This is a genomic window from Streptomyces sp. NBC_01485, from assembly GCF_036227125.1.
Classification (GTDB): domain Bacteria; phylum Actinomycetota; class Actinomycetes; order Streptomycetales; family Streptomycetaceae; genus Streptomyces.
Window position 1 is genome coordinate 25,201 of sequence record NZ_CP109435.1, and the last position, 19,614, is coordinate 44,814.

Sequence of the window (19,614 nt, forward strand, 5' to 3'; positions counted from 1 at the left end):
CCGCAACCAGGCCATCACCCCCGGTGCAGGCCGCCACCATGTGGCCATCCGTGCCCGGCCCGCTACGCGTACGGCCGCTGCCCGGCGAAGCCACCGCCTCCTACCTCACCCGCCTCGCCACCACCTACCGCCTCAGCCCCGCCCAGCTCCTCGACGGCCACGGCATCACTGCCACCGGCACCGAGCACGCCCCGCCCGCCGCCGAGATCCGCCTCAGCGCCGAAGCCGCCCGCCGCCTGTCCGGCTTCACACGCATCCCCCTCACGCACCTCACCCGTGCCCTGCCCCATCTGCGCCCGCCCGCGCCCTCGTCGGCCCACACCGGCGCGCACGGCACGGCCACCGCCCACTGGCACACGGTCGAGATCGCCCTGCAGCCATTACCGGCGTGTACCGCCTGCACCATCCGCCGCAGCCCGCACACAGCAGCCTCCGCGTGGATCCACCCGTCGCCGGGCCTGCCCCGGACCATGATCTGCACCCGCCACCAGCAGGCCTCCAGCGACCCCCGGCATCCCGGACCCCTCGACATCCGAGCTGTCCCCGAACTCACCCAAGCCCACCTTCGCGCGCGCCGCCCGGCGACACCGGTCTCCCTGAGCTGGGCATCGACGATCACGACACGCTGGTACGACCACCAACAGCACGTACACGAACGCTGGCACACACGCCTGCACCGGCTTACCGCCGCCAACCCCCGCATGTCCCCAGGTCCGCCGTCTCCGGCCCTGACCTGCCGCGAGCTGATCACCTACCCGGAGACCCTCACCCTCGCCGCGGCTCTTGACCGCCTGCCCCCTCACCCCATGACCCGCACCCAGCAGACCACCTTCCTCCACCAACTCGCCGGCCGCCTCCAACTGTCACGCCTCGCACCCGCCGACCACGACCTGCTCTGGAAACGCCTGACCACCCACTGACCCTGCTCAGCTACATCAAAGGGCTGCGGTTCAACCGGATGGACCAGCGGCCGCTACCTCACCGCCGCCGCGGGCGGACACCCCTTCGAACCCATCGGAGTGCCACTGAAGGGCCCGACCGCGGCCGATGCTCTGCAGCATTACGAGCAGGCACTCACCTGGGCCCAATCCTGGGCCCCCAGCCGACACCCGCATCTGCGCATCCAGACCAAATCCATCGGAGGCCGCAACGGCACCCCCTCGAACACCGTCCCGGCCCGAGCCTGGGTCGACACCCGCGACCGCCTCTGGACACTGCTCCGCGTCACCACCCAGGTCGACCACTTCCACACCCTGCACGAACAGACCACCCACCAGGATCCCGGCATCGCACGGTGGATGGCCGACCACCCCATGAAGGTCCTCGCCCACGCCGCAGACTGGCACCGGCTCGTGCGCACCACGTGCTGGATCCGCGACCACGACACCGAGGCTGTCTACCTGCGCGAGATCGACGTCCCCGGAGTGGACACCAAGTTCATCGAGACCAACAAGGGAATCCTCGCCGAACTCCTCGACTGTGTGCTCCCCGAGAGCCGCGTCGACACCAGCGCACCGAGAAGCGATCTCGTCGCGCGGTACGGCTTCCGCACCAAGCCCGTCTACATCCGCCTGCGCTACCTCGGCGCCTCTCCCCTGCCCTTCAGCGAACTCGCCGTCCGCGCCGAGGAACTGGCCGGCTGGTCCCCGGGGGTGCGCACCGTCTTCGTCCTCGAGAACGAGATCACCTACCTCTCACTGCCGCCGGTCCCCGACGCCGTCGCCATCCTCGGCTCCGGATACGCCGCCGCCCTGCTGCGTCATCTGCCCTGGCTCGACGATGTCGACCTCTGTTACTGGGGCGACATCGACACCCATGGCTTCGCCATCCTCGACCAGGTCCGCGGACGTTTCCCGCACACCACGTCACTGCTCATGGACCGCGCCACCCTCCTCGCCCACGAGTCCCACTGGGGCCAGGAGAAGACACAGGCACGCGGCGGCCTGACACACCTCACCCCCGAGGAGGCCCGCCTCGACCAAGACCTGCGGGCCGGCACCTACCGACCACACCTGCGCCTGGAGCAGGAACGCATCGCCATCACCGCCGTGCGAGAGGCGCTGACACGGCACTAGGAATGACACCCAAGGCCGAGAACACCGGCGGCCGCAGACCAGGACCGTGGTCAAGGGCGAGACCACGCCCGCGTCCGTCCGGCCGGCCGGGTGGTCCGCAGTTCCGTGACACCCCTTGCCGCCCCAGCCCCACAAGACCGGCCAGCACCGGTACCTATAGGCGCGCCAACCATACTGAGCAAAAACCGCTGCCCCACTCAGCTCACTGAGCAGCACCAAACAGCCAGCTCAGCCCACATATCCTCCGGCGCCGGACACTCGACTCCGCGTAAACCCCACCCACGGAACAGACCTACCGCTCAACACAATTGAGCAACACCAGCCCACAACCAAGATCAATAAGCAAACGCGTCAGCTACGCCACACCTCAGGCCCATCTACATCAGGTCGAGCCAAACCGGGGGCAGGTCGGGGTGATCCTGCAGGAGTCGTCGGCCGACGGCGAGATGCCCGTTCTCGCGGGATCCGTATTGCTCCAGCTGCGCCGGTAGGCGCGGGGCTCGTTCCGGGGTCGGTGGGCTGATGGGCACCTGTGGCTCCTTGGCGAAAGGGGGAGCGCCGCGCCCGCACGACGGCGGGCACGGCGCTCCGGAGTGTGTGGCCTAGTGCAGGGGGACAGCCTCACGGCACGGGCTGTGCAGACGTACCGGGTGGGGGCGGTGAGGTGCTGCTGGCGGTGGGCGGCTGGAGTTCCTGCTGTGCCCACGCTCCCGCGACCACGGTGGCGAAGGCGGTGGCTGCCGCAACGAGCACGGTGCCGAGAGGCACGGTGATGGACGACAGCCGTCGGAAGTTCCGCACCTGGGACCATTTCATCGCGGCGGCCCGGGCCAGCCACCACTCCCAGCAGAGTCCGAGCCCCATGCACACCACGAAGGTCTGGCCCGCGAGCCCCCCGCAGGCCAGGGCCATGTCGGTCCAGGAGGGGTTGGTGGTGTACTGCGGATCGACGGTGAGCACGATCATGGCGAGCAGTTCGGCCGGCAGCAGCGTCACCATGAGCATCGCCGCTTTGGCAATCGGTGTGCCGCCCCTCAGCAGGGCGTAGTAGTAGCCGAAGACGAAGCCGTACAGAGCCCAGTGTGCGAACCTGAGCGCTTTGGAGATCTCCGTCAGGTGGAACGGCATGAAGGCGTCGGCTCCCACGGCGCCACTGGTCATGAGCTTGTAGACCGCCCAGGGGAGTGCCAGCAGCAGGGCGAGGACCGCGCCGGCCGGTCCCGCGATCCGGGGGGCGAGTCCCGCGCTCGAACCCAGCGCGAAGCGTTTCAGGCGGGCCAGCCGGGTGGCCGGGTCACCGCAGCGTCCGGGCACCTCCAGTGCGTCCCAGCGGGCGGCGAAGTCCGACGGGCTCATGCCGTTGTCCTCCGTGAGAGCGGACCGTGCGGCCCGCTGGAAGTCGGCACGCGCGTCCCAGACGAGCTGTGCCCCCACCCACCGGCCCATGAACCGCGCGTGAGCCTGGCGGCCGACGCGCCGGAACTTGGCTGCCGTGGTGTCCGCGCCGACCGGGAGCAGGAGGAGGGAACCGAGCGCGACCCACAGGACGGCGAGCGCGCCACCCCACATCGAAAGGGTCCGCAGGCTCGGATTCCCCAGCGCCATGAGGGTGGCGCAGACCAACATCACCCTGCCGACGGGCTCCACGGCCCGGCCTCTGTCTCCGACGGCACCACGCCGAAGGAGGTACACGAGTTGCAGTGCCACCCCGCACACCGCGATCACGCAGAGCGGGAACCCCAGGTATCCCTTGAAGAAGGAGGTCCCGTAGTAGCTCCACAGGTACAGCCCTCGCTCGGGTGGCTCCGTCGCCCGGGCCATAGCGAACGGGCACAGCAGCAGGGACCAGAGCGCGAAGAAGACGAACGTCCGCACGCCCGGCCCGAGGGTTCGCCTCATCACTGGCCCGGACAGGGCGGTGAGCCATGCCGCGGTCGGCCATGTGCAGAGCAGCGCCATGGTCACTTCGGTCTCGTCCGTCACCGGATGGCGGGAGCGCAGGTCGCCGAGTTGGAACGTGACACAGCCGATCCACAGCAGTGCTCCGGCTGTGGCCGCCCACCTGCGCGCCGACCCATCCGCGCCCAAGTGGCGCAGGACGAGATGTACGCCGAGCGCGCACACTCCGCTGCCGATGAGCCCGTGCCACACGCCGGGTTTCACCGTCGTCCCGTCGACGGCCACCAGGGTGAAGGCGAGCAGGGGAGGCACGCAGCTCACGAGGAGAACGCGGCAGGACGGCGGCCTGCCCGTGGCCACACGGCGGCTGAACCACCAACCCGCCACGGGGAGGACGTACCACAACCATAGACCGAGAGCGGCGCCCGGCTTCCAGATCACGTCGGGACTCGCCACCCCGCTGACGCTGTAAGCAAGGAAACCTCGGGATTGTTCCGGCAGCGATATTCCCGGTGCCTCGACGAGGGCGCAGAAGTACGTGGCCACGGCCGCCCATATGGCTGCCCGCCCCCATCGTCGTAGCGCCGACGGCCCGGCGAGTCTCGCAACCAGGAGAGCCGCTACGGCACCCACCCCGAGGACGCCGATCCCGAAGGCGGTCACCAGCTCGATTTGCGTCTGCTGCCGCGTCGAAGCGGGCTTCGTGGTTGTCACGTCCCTATCCAGGACGACCGAACGGGTGACGTGCGGTGCGCCGCTCACGCTTGTCACCCGCCACGAGACCGCCTCGGCCGACTGGGACTCGATCGGCCCGCGGATCTGGCCGAAGAACCAGCGCGGAGCACGCACTTCGACCGTCCAGACCTCCGGGAGCCCTTCGGGCTTGTCCGTTGACGCCACCCGCATGTCGAAGCCGACTTCGAGTTCCTGCGGCCCGGAGCGACGCGACAGGAAGAAGGCGAAGTCCGACTCCACTCGCGCGGGACGGTCGGGGGACTCCTGACTCACGGTGTTCCTCGCCCTGTCCCAACCATCGTTGGCGGGGTCCTGCCCATCGCGCTTCACGGTGTAGCCGTCGCAGAAGGCGTTACCGTTCTTCCTCAGCGCAGCGAGTGCCTCGCTGCGCGCGGACAGGCTGTACGTGCATCGTGCTCGGACCACGACTTCCTGTCGGGACGCGTCCCAGCCGATCTCGACGACGAGCATTCCGGCGGAACCCCCGTCCGCCCCGCCATCGGCCGCCCAGGCCGGAACCACGCCGGACAGACAGAGATAGAGCAGCGCCAGAAACGCCGCCGCCGATCTCAGAGATCTCGCCCATGGCAGACGGCCGCTCCCCGAATACCCCATGCGGTTGGCACACCCCCGTACGCGGCATGCGGCACGCACCCGCACTCCCCACCGAACGTCGTCCTGACGCTTCCGACGATGATGACCCGATCCCTCGCCCCTCGGGGCGTCTTCGTCGGAAGACTCCCCTTCAAGCGCGTCTACTCTCCTTTGGCGCCGACCGCGGTACAGGCCGCTCTGGAAGCTGACCCGGTCGCGCCCCTCGATCACTTGGAACACCTGGAGACCGAGATTCAGCGCGTCGTGAAGCGGCTGGCCGCCGCCAACCGTGCCGTTGAAGCAACCTCGGAGCAGGTCGGAGTCGCAGCTGGCTGAGAGGCTGGACAGAGGTCAGAAACTTCTGACCTCCCTGCAGCACCATCGGCACCCGCGGCAGGCGAAACAGCCCCCAGAAACACGAAAAGCCCTGTTCCCGGCGCGCGGCCGGGAACAGGGCTTCGGTGTGCGGAGGGGAGATCGAGGCGCCATGGTGCGGGCAGCTCCCCGCGGTCGGAGCTCGGGAGTCCGGCGACGTTTGCCTGCGTGGTGGGAAGGCTGGCCTACACGACAGCGGCTTCCGTCAGGGCAGGCGCCCCTCGTTCGAGGCGGTCGAACGATTTGGAAACTATTGTTTCCGCCGCTTACGCCCGCGCCGCTGGCACTCGCTGGGTGAGTTCGACGGTGTTCTCCCACGCGTCGTGTGCGCATCGGATGAACGGGCCGACCAGATCCGGGGCCAGGATGCCGCGCAGGGCGAACATCATGTGCCATGCCCCCTGACGGCCTTCCCCGTCCTCAAGTGGTCCGAGATGGGTCCGTAGTTCGCGGGCGAAGCGGTCCATGAACGACCGCGGGAAGGGCCAGTTGGCGCTCGGGCACTGGCTGGCGGCATCGGCGCGGAGCGCGGACTGGAGGAAGGCCGCGAAGTCCTCTTCGGAGAGGAGACCCGCCATCGCGCGAGTCATGTGGACCGCCGCCGTGTATGGCGTGGGCTGGGACACCACCTCAAGCCAGCCGCCGTAGATCCTCCAGATACCGCAGGACGGCCGCGACCCGGAGGTCCACCTGGTCCGTCGCAGACAGATCGAGCTTCGCGAAGATGCTGCGGATGTGCTTGTGGACGGCGCATCTGCCTCCTGGCAGCGCGGGGAGAGTGTGGTGGCCGGCATCGACCGCAGCTCCCACCCCCTGCGGACCACGAACCCCACGGGCGCTCTGCGGGACCTCGACGCGCTGGGCCGCATGCTCAAGGGCGCCGGTGCAGGCCGCTCAGCGCCGCAGGAACGTGTCCTGCGCCAGATCGTCCGCCGCCTGCGGATCGTCGCTCAGATGGGCGACGTACCGCACCACGTCCCGGTGCAGGGCGCGCACGAACCCCTCGACGGCCACCGCGTCCCCGCCGCGCGCGGCCAGCGCCAGCGCGGTCGTCGACGCGTCGGCCGCTGCCGCCTTACCGACCCGCTTCGCGCGTCCCGCGCCGAGCGGCGCCCGGTACCTCTCGGCCTCGGCGCCGTCCTGCGACCTTCGGTACTTGTCGGCCTTGTCGTGCCCTGCGTGCCCTGCGTGCCCTGCGGTCATGGCGCCTGATCCTGGCAGCGGGGTCGCGCATGTCTCGCGAGGTTGAGCGAATCCACAGGGCGCGTGCCCGACTCACAGCGGGGGCAGGGGACGGGACGACAGGATGTGAACCCGCGACCCTTTGACGGTCGCTTTGACGTTCGCTGCCGATCCTCCGGGGAGAGGATCCGCACCCGTGGCTCGGCGAGGCGGATGTGACTGTAGTCAATGAAAAGAAACTAGGACGGCGATCCGGCCGAACGCGACTTCCGGTACGGCTTCACCGCGCGACGGGCGATGGCGAACCGGTGGGTCTCGGACGGGCCGTCGTAGATCCGGAACGGGCGCACCTCTCTGATCAGCCGGGCCAGCGGAGCGTCCGCGGCCGAGATGCCGAGCGCCCCGCAGATCTGGACCGCCCGGTCGACCACCCGGCCCACCGCCTCGGCCACGAAGACCTTGGACACCGAGGAGAACTGCGCGGCACTGGTGGAGTCCCGGTCCAGTTCCCATGCGGTGCGCCAGATCAGCGCGCGGCTCGCCTCGATGTCGATCTCGGAGTCGGCCAGCATCTGCTGCACCATGCCGAGGTCGCCCAGCAACGAGCCGAAGGCCTCGCGGGTTCCCGCACGCTCCAGCGCGACGTCCTGGGCGCGGCGCGCGGACCCGAGCCAGCGCATGCAGTGCGTCAGCCGGGCGGGGCCGAGGCGGACCTGGGCGTTCTCGAAGCCCCTGTCCACCTGGCCGAGCACCTGCCCGTCACCCACCACGCACGCTTCGAACACGACCTCGCTGTGTCCGGCGAACAGACTCTCGTCCAGGGTGTCGATGTTCCTGACGATGCGCATGCCCGGGTTGCCGGCGTCGACGAGGAACATGGTCGCCCCGCCCGGACCGCCGGGGCTGCCCCCGGTGCGGGCCATGACGATGGTGAAGTCGGCGCCGTCGGCACCGGTGATGAACCACTTGCGCCCGTCGATGCGCCAGCCGCCGGGAACCCGTACCGCGGTGGTCCGCAGCGCACGGGGGTCGGCGCCGGCGCCCGGCGCCGGTTCGGTCATCGCGAAACACGAGCGGAACTCGCCGGCGGCCAGCGGACGCAGATAACGCGCCTGCTGCTCCTCGGTGGCCACCTTCTCCAGCAGGTGCATGTTGCCCTCGTCCGGAGCCGCGCAGTTCAGCGCCAGCGGGCCGAGCACCGAGTACCCGGCGGCTTCGAACACCACGGCCTGTCCTCGCAGGTCCAGGCCGTGCCCGCCCCACCGCTCAGGGACGTGCGGCGCGAAGACGCCGGCGTCGCGGGCGCTCTTGTGCAGAGCCGCCCGCAGTGCCTGCGGGGCGTCGTGGACGGACCCCCCGCACTCACGCTCGGCCGGGATCACCACCTCGCGGACGAACTCGGCCGTGGCCTCGGCGAGCCGGGCCACGGACGGGTCGACATCGAACTGGATCGGCATGGTTCCTCCCGCCGACGGGCGTACGGGCGCCGGTGCCCGCCGCATCGAGGAAACTGTACAACTGGTGAAGTAACTTTCCCGAGGGTCGGCGACGATGTACTTCCGTAGAGCCCTTTTTCGCGACGAAGGAAGGGTCTACCGTTGCGGAAACTTTAGGGCGGGCTCAGTATCTTGGCCCGGTTTCCGACAGCCGTTCGTTGCCGACGATGGGGAGAAGACCTCCGATGAGCACCCAGCCGGTCCGGGTCGTCCGCCACTCCGACGGGATCGTCGAGCTGTTGCTGGACGATCCCGGCCGTGGAAACGCCCTGGACCTGCCGACCGCCGAGGCACTGCGGGACGCGGCCGCCGATATCGCCGGGGATCCCGGCGGCGCGGTCCTGTTGCGGGCGGCGGGCGGGAACTTCTGCGTCGGCGGTGATCTGCGCGCCTTCGCGGGCCGGGGCGCGGAGACCGGCCCCTACGTGCACGCGGTCGCGACCGCGGCGCACAGCGCCGTACGGACCCTGCACGAGCTGCCCGTGCCGGTGGTGACCGCCGTCCGGGGCGCCGCGGCGGGCGGCGGAATCGGGCTCGCCCTGGCGGGCGACATCGTCGTGGCGGCCCGGTCTGCACGCTTCCGACTGGCCTACACGGCGATCGGGCTCACCCCGGACTGCGGCGCCACGTGGCTGCTGCAACGCCTGCTGGGCCCTCGGCGGGCCGCGGATCTGATCCTCACCAACCGGGTGCTGACCGGCGACGAGGCCGAACGATGGGGCCTGGTGTCCCGGGTCGTGGAGGACGCCGGACTGGACGACACGGCCCACCGGACGGCCGCCGCGCTGGCCGCCGGATCAGGCGCCGCCCTGCGGGCCGCGAAGGAGCTGTCGCGGGCGGCCTCCGAAGCGCCACTGGAGGAGCAACTGGCTGCGGAGGCCCGCTCGATCGCCGCCCTGGCGGGCAGCGCGCCGGCTCAGGCCGCGATGGAGTCGTTCCTCGCCGCCCGGTCCGGCGGCGGGGCGTCGGCCGGGCGGCCGTCGGACCAGGAGCCACAAAGTGTTTCTTGACGACCTCTTCACTAACAGGGTCGCTGGAGCGTAACCTCCGGGCAACACAGATCGCAGTCCCCTGCGACCCGGCATCCGTCGCCGCGCGGCCTCAAGCCCGCGCCCCCACAGGAACAAAGGTGTGGAGATGCATTCTGCTGCCGTGGAGCGGACGGACACCGTCGACTCCTCCCTCGCCGACGCCGTCATCGACCTCGCCCTGCGCGGCATGTGGCGCGGTACGCAGGAGTCCGTGCACCGCCCGCTGGTCGACGCCGGACTCGCCATGGTGAAGGGCCCGATGGTGCTGCCCACCGAGCGCGCCAAGCAGGCCGCCGCACAGATGCTGCGGATCCCGGCCGGCTCCGAGAACGAAGGACGGCTCACCGCCGTCTACGAGGCGTTCCTGCCCGTCAACCGGAAGGTCCGCGAGGTCTGCACGGCCTGGCAGTGCCGCCCGGACGGCACCGTCAACGACCACGGCGACAGCGTCTACGACGCCGAGGTGCGCGAGCTGCTGGAGGACGTGCACGAGGCCATCCAGCCGGTGCTGCGCAGGCTGGAGCGGCTGCTCGCGGGCAGCGGCCGGTATCTCACGGCTCTGGAGGAGGCCCTCGGCCGGTTCGACGACGGCGGCCCGCAGTGGCTGGCCTCCCCGCTGTGCGACTCGTACCACACCGTGTGGATGCGGCTGCACCAGGAACTGCTGCTGGTCCTGGGCATCAGCCGGGCCGAGGACGAGGCCCGCGAGGAGCGGCTGGTCCGAGGGGGCCGGGGTTGAGCGTCACCGACCGCCGCCCCGGCGTCGACGCGCCGCGGCAGGCCCCCGGCCTGGCCCTGGTGCCGTACGGCCAGGGACGGACCCGCGGACTGGACGCCGACGCGCTGGGCACGCACGGCGTCGCGATGGACCGGCTGGTGGCCCTCGGACTGACGGTGGTGCCGGGGCTGACGGTGCCGGCGGGCGCGGCGGTCTCGCTGGGCGAGCCCGGCACCGCCCGTGCGGCCGTCGGACTCGTCGAGCAGTTGTCGGGACGCCGGGTGGGTGACGCGAGCCGGCCGCTGCTGCTGCGGCTGTCGGCGAGCGCGCCGACGGACATCGCGGGGCTGCCGCCCGATCTCGCCTGTCTCGGAGTCACCCCGGACAACGCCGGGGACCTGTGTACCGTCATCGGGCGCGCGCAAGCGCTGTACGAGGTGTGGGCGGCCACCGTCCGGATGGTCGCCGAGTACGGCCTCGGCGTACCGGCCGCGCTGCTGGACGACGCGCTCCTCGACAGCCCCGAGCCCCGGGCCCGCGTCGAGGCACTCCTCTCCCTGGTCGCCCGGCATGCCGGGCGACCGTTCCCCGACGACCCGGCCGAGCAGCTCGCGCTGGCCGCCCGGGCGGTCCTCGCCCGCTGGGACTCGCCGCGCGCCCGACGGTCGCGCCGGGCCCAGAAGCTCCCCGCCGACCTGGACATCGCGTTGCACGTCCAGGCGCTGCGCATCGGCCCCGCCGACCGCTCCGGCTACGGCACGGCGGTCAGCCGCCACCCCGAGACCGGCCGCTTCTCGCCGCAGGGCTCGTTCTTCCGGGGCGTGCGGCGCAGCGCACCGCCCCCGCACACCGGCGAACCCCTGGAGAAGCTCGCGGAAGGCACGGCGCTCCTGGAGCACGCGCTGCTCACTCTCGAACGCCATCTGCACGCGCCGGTCTCCGTCGACTTCGAGGTGCGCGACGGCGAGGTCTCCCTGCTCGCCGCCGCCGTACAGAGCCGTCCGCCGCTGCGCGCCTCGGTGTGTCTGGCGGCCGACCTGGTCCGCGACGGCGCCCTGGACAGGGATGCGGCGGTTCGCCGGATCGGCCCCGCCCAGGTGCAGGAACTCCTGCACCCCCAGCTGAAGTTGACCGGCGACGAGGAGCTGCTGGTACGGGGGCTGCCCGCGTCCCCCGGTGCCGCGACCGGCACGATCGCGCTGTCCAGCGAACGCGCCCTCGAACTGGCCGCCGAAGACACGCACGCCGTCCTGGTGATGCACGAGACCACACCGGCCGACGTCCCCGGGATGCTGGCCGCCGCCGCGGTGCTGACCGGGAGCGGCGGCATCGCCTCGCACGCGGCCGTGGTGGCGCGGGGCGCGGGCAAGCCGGCGGTGTGCGGCGCCGAGGGGCTGCGGGTGGACCGGACGGCCGGCACGGTACGGATCGGAGACCGGGTGCTGCGCGAGGGCGAACCGGTGTCGCTCGACGGCCGTACCGGCGCCGTCTACGCCGGAACGCTGCGGGTCAGTGTCGCCGCTCCCCCGCCGGAGCTGTCCACCCTGCTCGACTGGGCGGACGGCGCGCGGCGGCTCGGGGTGCGCGTCAACGCCGACACCGCGGCCGAGGTGAGCACCGCCGTCGCCCTGGGCGCGGAGGGGGTGGGCCTGTGCCGTACGGAACACCAGTTCCTCGGCGAGCGGCTGCCGCTGATCCGCAGCGTCCTGCTGGCCGCCGACCCGGCGGCCCGTGACGAGGCGCTGGTCGCCCTCGAACAGGCGCAGCACGAGGATTTCAAGGCGCTGCTGGCCGCCGTCGGGGACCGCCCGGTCACCGTGCGCCTGCTGGACGCCCCGCTGCACGAGTTCCTGCCCGCCCCCGGTGAGGCCGAGGCCGCCGGTGATCCGGCCGCGGAACAGCGGGCCGCGGCGCTGCGCGAGGCCAACCCGATGCTCGGGCTGCGCGGCGTACGGCTGGCGCTGCTCCACGAGCGGCTGTACCCGGCGCAGGCGGAAGCCCTCTTCTCCGCCTGGGCCGAGGTGGCCGCCACCGGCGTGCGGCCCCGGCTGGAGGTGATGATCCCGCTGGTCAGCCTGCCGGAGGAGCTTCAGGCCGCCGCCGCCTTCGTGCGCGGCGCCGCCGAGACCGTGGCGGCCCGCACCGGCATCGAGGTGCCGTACCGGCTCGGCACGATGATCGAGACACCGCGCGCCGCCCTGCTGGCCGCCGAACTGGCCGAGCACGCCGAGTTCTTCTCCTTCGGGACCAACGACCTCACCCAGCTCACCTACGGATTCTCCCGGGACGACGTGGAACGCCAGGTCCTCGCCTCGTACCAGGAACGCGGGTTCCTCACCGCCAGCCCGTTCGCCCGGCTCGATCCGCACGGGGTCGGCGCGCTGATCGCCCTGGCGGTGGAGCGGGCCAGGGGCACCCGGCCGGACATCAAGCTCGGCGTGTGCGGTGAGCACGGCGGCGACCCCGAGTCGATCGCGTTCTGCGACAACCTCGGACTGGACTACGTCTCCTGCTCCGCGCACCGCGTCCCGGTCGCGCGGATGGCGGCGGCGCACAGCGCGCTGCGCGGGAGTGGCAGTGGCAGTGGCAGTGGGCACGACGAGAACGGGACAGCACCATGACGACCACCGTGACCGGCCCCGGCGCCACGGAGGCGGAACTCGACGATCTGCGCGAGACCGTGCGGTCGGTGTGCGCGGACGCGGGCGGCGTCGCCGCGGTGCGCGGGCTCGACGAGCGCCTCCCCGGCATCGACGCCGGGCTGTGGGACACCCTCGGCCGGCGGGTGGGCCTCGCGGCCCTCGGTCTGCCGGAGGCGGTGGGCGGCGTCGGCTCGCTCGCGGAGATCGCCGTGGTCTGCGAGGAGCTGGGCAGGACGCTGGCTCCGGTACCGCTGCTGTCCTCCACCGTGCTGGCCGGGCAGGCGCTGGCCGGCTGCGGTACGGCAGAGGCGCCGCTGGCGGAGCTGGCCGAGGGCCGGATCCACTCGCTGGCCGTGGCCGCGCCCGACGGCGTGTGGCGGCCGGACGCCGTGCCGGTGGCCGTCGCCTGGCGGGGCGGCGCCCCGGTGCTGGACGGCACCGCGCCGTTCGTGCTCGACGGCGCGGACGCCGAGATGCTGGTGGTCGCGGCCGCCGGCCCCGACGGGGTGGACCTCTTCCTCGCCGACCCGCGGGAGCCGGGCGTGACGGTCCGCCGGGTGCCCACGCTGGACCTGAGCCGGGGCCAGGCCGTGGTCACCTTCTCCGGTGCCGCGGCGCGCGCGCTGACCGCCGGGGGCGAGGGGGCGGAGGTCGTCACCCGTGCGCTGGACGTGGCCTTCGTGGCGCTGGCCGCCGAGCAGCTCGGCGGTGCGCAGGCGGCCCTGGACATGACGGTGGCGCAGGTGCGGGAACGTACGCAGTTCGGCCGGGCGATCGGCAGCTTCCAGGCGGTCAAGCACACCTGCGCGGACATGCTGCTCCAGGTCGAGTCCGCGCGGTCCGCGGTGGTCCGGGCGGTCCGGGCGGCCGGGTCGCCCGAGGCGCTCGCGGAGGCCGCCGCGGTCGCGCAGTCCTGGTGCGGCGAGGCGTTCACGTTCGTCGCCGCGGAATGCGTCCAGCTGCACGGCGGCATGGGCTTCACCTGGGAGCACGACGCGCACCTGTACTTCCGGCGCGCGCAGTCCGACGCCGTGCTGCTGGGCGGCGCGGACCACCACCGGGAACGACTCGCCGGACTGCTGAGCTGGTGACGTCAGGAAGAAGGCGGGACCTCATGACCACCAGGCTCATCGACGACAGCCTCTTCGACGGCGCGGATCCGCCGCGCCTCGTGGGGGCGCGCTGCACCGGATGCGGCACCGTGGTCTTTCCCCGGCAGGGCTCCTGCCCCAGGTGCTCGGACGGGGCGATGGCCGCACACGTGCTGCCGGAGAGCGGCGAGGTCTGGTCGTGGACGGTGCAGGCGTTCCCGCCCAGAGAGCCGTACCGCCCGCCGGCCGACGGCCACCGGCCGTACGCCGTCGGCTATGTGGACCTCGGAGAGGTCCTGGTCGAGGCCCGCCTGGACCTGCCCCGGCAGCTGATCCGGATCGGGCTGCCGGTCCGGCTGACGACGGTGCCGACGTACTGCGACGAGGACGGGACACAGGTGCTGACCTTCGCCTTCGGCCCGGACGCGGAGGACGCGCGATGAACCGCTCCGAAGAGATCTACGTGATCGGATGCGGTATGCATCCCTTCGGCCGCGACGAGTCCGTCAGCGGTCTGGACATGGCCGAACGGGCCATACGGGAGGCACTGGCCGACGCCGCCGTCCCCTGGGCGGACATCGGGTACGCGGCGGGCGGCTCCGACGTGTCCGGCAAGCCCGACACCCTGGTGGGCCGGCTGGGGCTGACCGGGGTGCCGTTCGTCAATGTGCAGAACGGCTGCGCGACCGGCGCCTCGACGGTGCTCGCCGTCGCCAACGCGCTGCGGGCGGGCGAGGCGTCGCTGGGGCTCGCCGTCGGGTTCGACAAGCACGAGCGGGGCGCCTTCCACGTCTCCGCCGCCCGTTACGGCCTCGGTGACTGGTACGCGGAGACCGGGATGATGCTGACGACCCAGTTCTTCGCCCTGAAGACGCAGCGGTATCTGCACGAGTACGGCATCCCGGAGCGGACCTTGGCGACGGTGGCGGCGCGCGCCTTCCGCAACGGCTCCCGCCACCCCCTGGCCTGGCGGCGCAAGGAGCTGACGGAGGACGAGATCCTGCACTCCGCCGAGGTCAGCCCGCCGCTCACCCAGTACATGTTCTGCTCTCCCGGCCAGGGCGCGGCCGCGCTGGTCCTCGCCCGCGGCGACCGCGCGTTCGACCTGTGCGAACGGCCCGTCAAGCTGGCCTCTCTGGCCTTCAGGACCAGGCGGTTCGGCTCGTTCGAGGTGTTCGCGCCCTGGCTGCCGCCGGGACCGCACCACAGCCCGAGCGTGGACGCGGCGGAGGCGGTCTTCCGCGGCGCCGGCCTCGCGCCCTCGGACGTCCAGGTCGCGCAGTTGCAGGACACCGACAGCGGCTCCGAGCTGATCCACCTGGCGGAGACCGGGCTGTGCGGGCACGGCGAGCAGCGGGAGCTGCTGGCCGCGGGGGCCACCGACCCCACGGGCCGGATCCCGGTCAACACCGACGGCGGCTGCCTCGCCGGCGGCGAGCCCGTCGGCGCCTCGGGGCTGCGGCAGTTCCACGAGGTCGTCCGTCAGTTGCAGGGCCGCGCCCCGGGGGTGCAGGTGCCGGGCGGTCCCCGGGTGGGCTTCACCCATGTGTACGGGGCGCCCGGGATCAGCGCGTGCGCGGTGCTGACGGTCTGAGCCCCGGACGGCGAGCCGCGGTCGCCGGACCTGTACGAGGATCTCCCGCGCCCCCCGCCGGACACCGACGTCGTGGGTGCCCGGCGGGTGGCCGAGGCCGTCGCCCGGGCATGGCGCGGGCCCACTACGGACGGGGTGGTCGACGTCACCGGCGCATACGGCTCGTGCGGCTCGCCGACGCCGATGGACTCCGGCCGGGTCTCAGGCCGGTGCGGCCGCGCTGCCCGGGCCGGCGGCGACGATGCGCAGCGCCAGGGACCTGACGGCCTCCTGCACGGAGCGGGACGGCAGCCCGGACAGCGGCCCACCCTCCGCCCGCAGCGCGGTGACGAGGATGGTCGTACTGATCAGCGTGCGCACCGCGAGCGCCTGTGCCGCATGCCGTGACTTGGCCGCCCGCGGGCTGCGGGTGGTGCCGTCCGGCAGATAGTCGTAGGCCCGCTGGATGTGCCGCTGCTCGAACTCGTCCCGCAGCGCCTTGAGGTTGCCGTTGGCGGAGGCCACCTGGACCTGGTAGAGCCGGGCCTCGTCGGGGCTGCGCTCCACCCAGTCCCACACGGCGTCGATGACCCGGACCAGGCCCTCGGCGTCACCCTTCTCGGAGTCCGGCCGGGCCGCCTCCACGACCGCGTTCAGCTGGTCGAAGACCCGCCGCATGGACAGCTCGAGCAGCTCCTCCTTGCCGGCGAAGTGGTAGTAGACGGCCGTGGGCACCACCTGTGCCTCGTCCGCGATGTCCTGGACGCTGGTCTCGGCGAACCCGTTGCGCCCGAACACCCTGACCGCGGCCGTGATGATGTGCTGCCGCCGCGAGGGTCGATGGGCCGGCTGCTTGCCGTTCTGCTTCGTGGCCATCATGCTCCTGCCGACTGCCGTGACCGGTCACTGTACGCCCGGCGGGTACTGACCATGGTATCCAGTAACTCTTCCTGGTCGGGACCGTAATTCCTGGTGCTTGCCCGGCACAGGCACAGAAGGATCCCGGCATACTTGACACCATGACTACATCCGGAACCCGCGCCGCTCACCGCCCTTCGCGCAAGCAGTGGGTCATCGAGGCGGCCACGGAGCTGTTCGCCACGCAGCCTCCGGACGAGGTGACGGTGGCCGATATCGCCGCGCGGGCGGAGATGACGTCGGCCGCGGTGTACTACCACTTCGCCTCCAAGGACCAGGTCCTGGTGGAGGGCATGCGGGTGTTCGCCGCGGCGCTGCGTGAGCAGGTGGAGACGCTCGCTCAGGCCCATGCGCCGGGTGCGGGCATCGGCCCGGCCGTCACGGCGCTGGTGGCCTGGCTGGGCGAGCACCGCTCCTCCGCCACCGTCTTCTTCGTGTCCTCGGCCGGCATGAGCCAGGAGGCGGAGGCGCTGCGCCACGAGGTCCGTACCCAGTTGCTGGACGAACTGGTACGGCTGGTCCGGAAGGCCGACGGGCCGGTCGCGGACGCGGAGGCGGCGGTGATCGGCCTGGGCGTGCTGGCGCTGCTGGAAACCGCGGCGATCTCACAGGTCCGGGGCGACGACGTGTACCGCTCCCTGGGGCACCGTTCCTTCCTCCGCGAGGTCGGCCGCCTCGCGGAGCGGATCGCCGATCCGACGACCGGAACCGAGTAGGGGTACGGCCGGGGCGACGTCAGACCAGCAGCCGTAGTGGTCTGCGCAGCAGTTCACCGACCGTACGCAGATACTCGGCCGCCGGAGCCCCGTCGACGGCACGGTGGTCGAAGGTGAGACTCAGGGTGAGCACGCGCGTCCGCCGCGGCCGGTCGTCGACCCACTCGACGCCGTCCCTGAGCCTGCCCACGCCGAGGATGGCCACATTGCCGGGATTGATCACCGGGGTGAAGAAGTCGACGCCGTATCCGCCCAGTGAGGTGACGGTGAAGGTGGCGCCGTCCAACTGCGCCGGGGAGATCCGGCCGGCTCGGGCGTTCTCTGCCAACTCCCTTGAGCAGCTGGCGATTTGGGGCAGCGACAGGTCCGCCGCGTCCTGGATCACGGGGACGAGCAGGCCGTTCGGTACCGCGACCGCGAAGCCGACGTGGATGTCCTCGAACAGGTGGATGCCGTCCTCGAACACCCCCGCGTTGAGCAGCGGGTGTTCCCGCAGGGCCAGGGCCGCCGCCTTCATCAGGAAGTCGTTCAGGCTGGGCACCGGCAGGTCGCCGGCCGCCCACTCCTCCTTGAGCTGGGCCCGCAGGGCCACGACGGCGTCCATCCGCACCTCGTAGCCGTGCGTGAGCTGCGCCATCTCCTGGAGGCTGGCGTGCATCCGGCGGGCGATGGCGCCGCGCATCCCGGTCATCGGGAGGACGTCCCCGGGCTGTGGTGCGCCGGCCGGGACGCGCCGGCCCGCCGGTGCGGGGGCCGGGGTGACGGCGTCGAGGTCGGCCCGGCGGATCCGGCCGCCCGCGCCGGAGCCGTGTACGTCGGCGAGGTCGATGCCCCGTTCCTTCGCCAGCCGACGGACCAGGGGGGACACGGGCAGGACCTGGTGGCCGCCCGACCGCGGCTGGGCCAAGGCGGCCGCCGCGATGAGCAGATGCTCCTCCACGTCCTCGGAGACGATCCGGCCGCCCGGCCCGGTGCCGGACACGGCGGTGAGGTCGACGTGTGCCTCGGCCGCCACCCGCCGGGCGTTCGGGGAGGCGAGGAGCCTGCCCCCGGTTCCGGCGAGGCCGGCCGTGCCGTCAGGGGCCCGCGCCGCGGCCACCGAAGCGCCTCCGGCCGCCACCAGCGCCGTAGCGCCCGCGCCCGACGACCCGGCGCCGGCCTGCGTCGGTGCCGGCGCCGCGGGCGCCGGAGCGCCTCCGGCCGCCACAAGCCCCGTGGACTCCGCGCCCGCGCCGGACGACCCGGCCCCGGACCCCGTCCCCGCCCCCGCCCCCGCCCCCGCCCCCGGCGGCTGTTCCCCCTCCGCCAGCAGCCAGCCGATGAGCGCCCCGGCCGGAACCGTCGTGCCGGCGGCGACGGTGGGGTGGAACAGGCCCCCGGCCTCCGCCTCGACATCCACGTCGACCTTGTCGGTGGCCAGCCGCAGCAGCGCGTCGCCCTCCGCGACGACGGCGCCGGTGGGCACGAGCCACTCGTCGATCGTGCCCTCCTGCATGGTCAGGCCGATCTTCGGCAGCAGAACCTCGACCGCCACGTCGCTCACGCCCTTTCGAGGAGACGACGGCAGCCCTGAGCGATCCGGGCGCGGTCGGGTACGTAGGCCTTCTCCAGCACCGGCGAGAACGGCACCGGGGAGAAGGGGGCGCCGATCCGCAGGACCGGCGCGTCGAGGTAGTCGAAGGCCGCGTCCTGGATCTGGGCGGCGATCTCCGCGCCGAGCCCGCCGAAGGTGACCGCCTCGTGCACCACGAGGACCCGGTTGGTGCGCCGGACGGAGGCGAACATGGTCTCGGTGTCCAGGGGCTGCACGGTGCGGGGGTCGATCACCTCGACCTCGATGCCCTCGGCGGCCAGTTCGTCCGCCGCCGCGAGGGCCTCGCCCACCATGCGGCCCAGGGCGACGACGGTGACGTCGGAGCCCTGCCGTGCGGTGTACGCCTGCCCCAGCGGAATGCCGTAGATCTCCTCGGGCACCTCGCTCGTACTGCCCAGCAGCACCTTGTTGAGCATCACGACGACCGGGTTGTCGTCCCGGATCGCCGAGACGGTGAGGCCCTTGGCGGTGTACGCGTCGCACGGCATGACGACCTTGAGGCCGGGGACGTGCGCGAGCCAGGCCTCCAGGCTCTGGCTGTGCTGGGCGGCGGCGCCGAGGCCCGCGCCGGAGGCGGTGGTGATGGTGAGCGGCACCGACACGGCGCCGCCGAACATGTACTTCATCTTGGCGGCCTGGTTGACGATCTGGTCCAGGCATACGCCGATGAAGTCCATGAACATCAGGTCGACGACGGGCCGCAGGCCCCGGGCGGCGGCGCCCACGCCCAGTCCGACGAGCGCGGCCTCGGAGATCGGGGTGTCGATCATGCGGCGGGGGCCGAACTCGTCGAGCAGGTTGTCGAACATGCGGAAGACGCCGCCGTATCCGGCCACGTCCTCGCCGGCGACGAAGACGTTCTCGTCCTCGCGCATGGCCTGCGCGAGTCCTTCGTTGAAGGCCTTGACGTAGCTGAGTTGGCGGGCCGCGGCGCCCTGGTCGACGGCCGGTGTTTCGGTGATCGTGGTCATGGCG

14 protein-coding genes and 3 pseudogenes are annotated in these 19,614 nt (G+C 72.1%); 9 read left to right on the plus strand and 8 right to left on the minus strand.

What is annotated here, in order from left to right; all coding sequences use genetic code 11:
- Positions 1-50 precede the first annotated feature (50 nt).
- A complete protein-coding gene (locus OG352_RS00100; protein WP_329212969.1) occupies positions 51-920 on the plus strand; it encodes a TniQ family protein in 870 nt (289 codons plus the stop codon).
- 51 nt (positions 921-971) lie between these two features.
- Positions 972-2,075, plus strand: a pseudogene (locus OG352_RS39855) (Wadjet anti-phage system protein JetD domain-containing protein); the annotation flags it as partial.
- Between the two features lie 621 nt (positions 2,076-2,696).
- Here OG352_RS39855 and OG352_RS00115 read toward each other — a convergent pair.
- The 5 genes and pseudogenes from OG352_RS00115 to OG352_RS00135 form a co-directional block, all read right to left on the minus strand.
- Positions 2,697-4,982, minus strand: a complete 2,286-nt coding sequence (locus tag OG352_RS00115; protein ID WP_329212971.1) for a hypothetical protein — start codon at positions 4,980-4,982, stop codon at positions 2,697-2,699.
- A 962-nt stretch (positions 4,983-5,944) separates the two neighbouring features.
- On the minus strand, positions 5,945-6,268 hold the full coding sequence (locus tag OG352_RS00120) for a hypothetical protein (RefSeq protein ID WP_329212973.1): 324 nt from the start codon (positions 6,266-6,268) through the stop codon (positions 5,945-5,947).
- Between the two features lie 40 nt (positions 6,269-6,308).
- Positions 6,309-6,428, minus strand: a pseudogene (locus tag OG352_RS00125) (DNA-binding response regulator); the annotation flags it as partial.
- Between the two features lie 150 nt (positions 6,429-6,578).
- A pseudogene (locus OG352_RS39860) lies at positions 6,579-6,755 on the minus strand (sigma factor); the annotation flags it as partial.
- 344 nt (positions 6,756-7,099) lie between these two features.
- Positions 7,100-8,317: an acyl-CoA dehydrogenase family protein gene (locus tag OG352_RS00135; protein ID WP_329212975.1), complete on the minus strand. Its 1,218-nt coding sequence runs from the start codon at positions 8,315-8,317 to the stop codon at positions 7,100-7,102.
- Between the two features lie 224 nt (positions 8,318-8,541).
- Between OG352_RS00135 and OG352_RS00140 the strand changes: the two genes are divergently transcribed.
- The 6 genes from OG352_RS00140 to OG352_RS00165 all read left to right on the plus strand — a co-directional run bounded on the left by OG352_RS00140 (position 8,542) and on the right by OG352_RS00165 (position 15,432).
- Positions 8,542-9,366, plus strand: coding sequence for an enoyl-CoA hydratase/isomerase family protein (locus OG352_RS00140; RefSeq protein ID WP_329212976.1), 825 nt, complete (start codon positions 8,542-8,544; stop codon positions 9,364-9,366).
- Positions 9,367-9,493: 127 nt separating this feature from the next.
- Positions 9,494-10,126 (plus strand): hypothetical protein, encoded by a 633-nt coding sequence (locus OG352_RS00145; protein ID WP_329212978.1) that lies wholly within the window; start codon positions 9,494-9,496, stop codon positions 10,124-10,126.
- The gene (locus OG352_RS00150) at positions 10,123-12,726 is read left to right on the plus strand and encodes a putative PEP-binding protein (protein WP_329212980.1); all 2,604 of its coding nucleotides are present in this window, start codon (positions 10,123-10,125) and stop codon (positions 12,724-12,726) included. Before OG352_RS00145 ends, OG352_RS00150 begins: the two co-directional genes overlap by 4 nt.
- The gene (locus OG352_RS00155; protein ID WP_329212982.1) at positions 12,723-13,838 is read left to right on the plus strand and encodes an acyl-CoA dehydrogenase family protein; all 1,116 of its coding nucleotides are present in this window, start codon (positions 12,723-12,725) and stop codon (positions 13,836-13,838) included. The genes OG352_RS00150 and OG352_RS00155 overlap by 4 nt, the downstream gene beginning before the upstream one ends.
- A gap of 23 nt (positions 13,839-13,861) precedes the next feature.
- The gene (locus tag OG352_RS00160) at positions 13,862-14,281 is read left to right on the plus strand and encodes a Zn-ribbon domain-containing OB-fold protein (RefSeq protein ID WP_329212984.1); all 420 of its coding nucleotides are present in this window, start codon (positions 13,862-13,864) and stop codon (positions 14,279-14,281) included.
- On the plus strand, positions 14,278-15,432 hold the full coding sequence (locus OG352_RS00165; RefSeq protein ID WP_329212986.1) for a thiolase family protein: 1,155 nt from the start codon (positions 14,278-14,280) through the stop codon (positions 15,430-15,432). The genes OG352_RS00160 and OG352_RS00165 overlap by 4 nt, the downstream gene beginning before the upstream one ends.
- A 201-nt stretch (positions 15,433-15,633) precedes the next feature.
- Here the strand turns inward: OG352_RS00165 and OG352_RS00170 are convergent, their stop codons facing one another.
- Entirely contained in the window at positions 15,634-16,287 is a 654-nt protein-coding gene (locus OG352_RS00170; protein ID WP_329212988.1) for a TetR/AcrR family transcriptional regulator, read from the minus strand.
- Positions 16,288-16,430: 143 nt separating this feature from the next.
- On the opposite strand from OG352_RS00170, the gene OG352_RS00175 reads away from it, so the two are divergent.
- Entirely contained in the window at positions 16,431-17,045 is a 615-nt protein-coding gene (locus OG352_RS00175) for a TetR/AcrR family transcriptional regulator (RefSeq protein ID WP_329212990.1), read from the plus strand.
- Between the two features lie 19 nt (positions 17,046-17,064).
- Here OG352_RS00175 and OG352_RS00180 read toward each other — a convergent pair whose 3' ends face one another.
- Positions 17,065-18,588, minus strand: coding sequence for a dihydrolipoamide acetyltransferase family protein (locus OG352_RS00180; protein ID WP_329212992.1), 1,524 nt, complete (start codon positions 18,586-18,588; stop codon positions 17,065-17,067).
- The gene (locus OG352_RS00185; RefSeq protein ID WP_329212994.1) at positions 18,585-19,610 is read right to left on the minus strand and encodes an alpha-ketoacid dehydrogenase subunit beta; all 1,026 of its coding nucleotides are present in this window, start codon (positions 19,608-19,610) and stop codon (positions 18,585-18,587) included. Before OG352_RS00185 ends, OG352_RS00180 begins: the two co-directional genes overlap by 4 nt.
- Between the last annotated feature and the right edge of the window lie 4 nt (positions 19,611-19,614).

Coding starts and splice junctions, on each gene's coding strand:
- OG352_RS00120 (WP_329212973.1), bottom strand. CDS start 6,268: ATGACTCGCGCGATGGCGGGTCTCCTCTCCGAAGAGGACTTCGCGGCC.
- OG352_RS00135 (WP_329212975.1), bottom strand. CDS start 8,317: ATGCCGATCCAGTTCGATGTCGACCCGTCCGTGGCCCGGCTCGCCGAG.
- OG352_RS00140 (WP_329212976.1), top strand. CDS start 8,542: ATGAGCACCCAGCCGGTCCGGGTCGTCCGCCACTCCGACGGGATCGTC.
- OG352_RS00145 (WP_329212978.1), top strand. CDS start 9,494: ATGCATTCTGCTGCCGTGGAGCGGACGGACACCGTCGACTCCTCCCTC.
- OG352_RS00155 (WP_329212982.1), top strand. CDS start 12,723: ATGACGACCACCGTGACCGGCCCCGGCGCCACGGAGGCGGAACTCGAC.
- OG352_RS00160 (WP_329212984.1), top strand. CDS start 13,862: ATGACCACCAGGCTCATCGACGACAGCCTCTTCGACGGCGCGGATCCG.
- OG352_RS00165 (WP_329212986.1), top strand. CDS start 14,278: ATGAACCGCTCCGAAGAGATCTACGTGATCGGATGCGGTATGCATCCC.
- OG352_RS00170 (WP_329212988.1), bottom strand. CDS start 16,287: ATGGCCACGAAGCAGAACGGCAAGCAGCCGGCCCATCGACCCTCGCGG.
- OG352_RS00175 (WP_329212990.1), top strand. CDS start 16,431: ATGACTACATCCGGAACCCGCGCCGCTCACCGCCCTTCGCGCAAGCAG.
- OG352_RS00185 (WP_329212994.1), bottom strand. CDS start 19,610: ATGACCACGATCACCGAAACACCGGCCGTCGACCAGGGCGCCGCGGCC.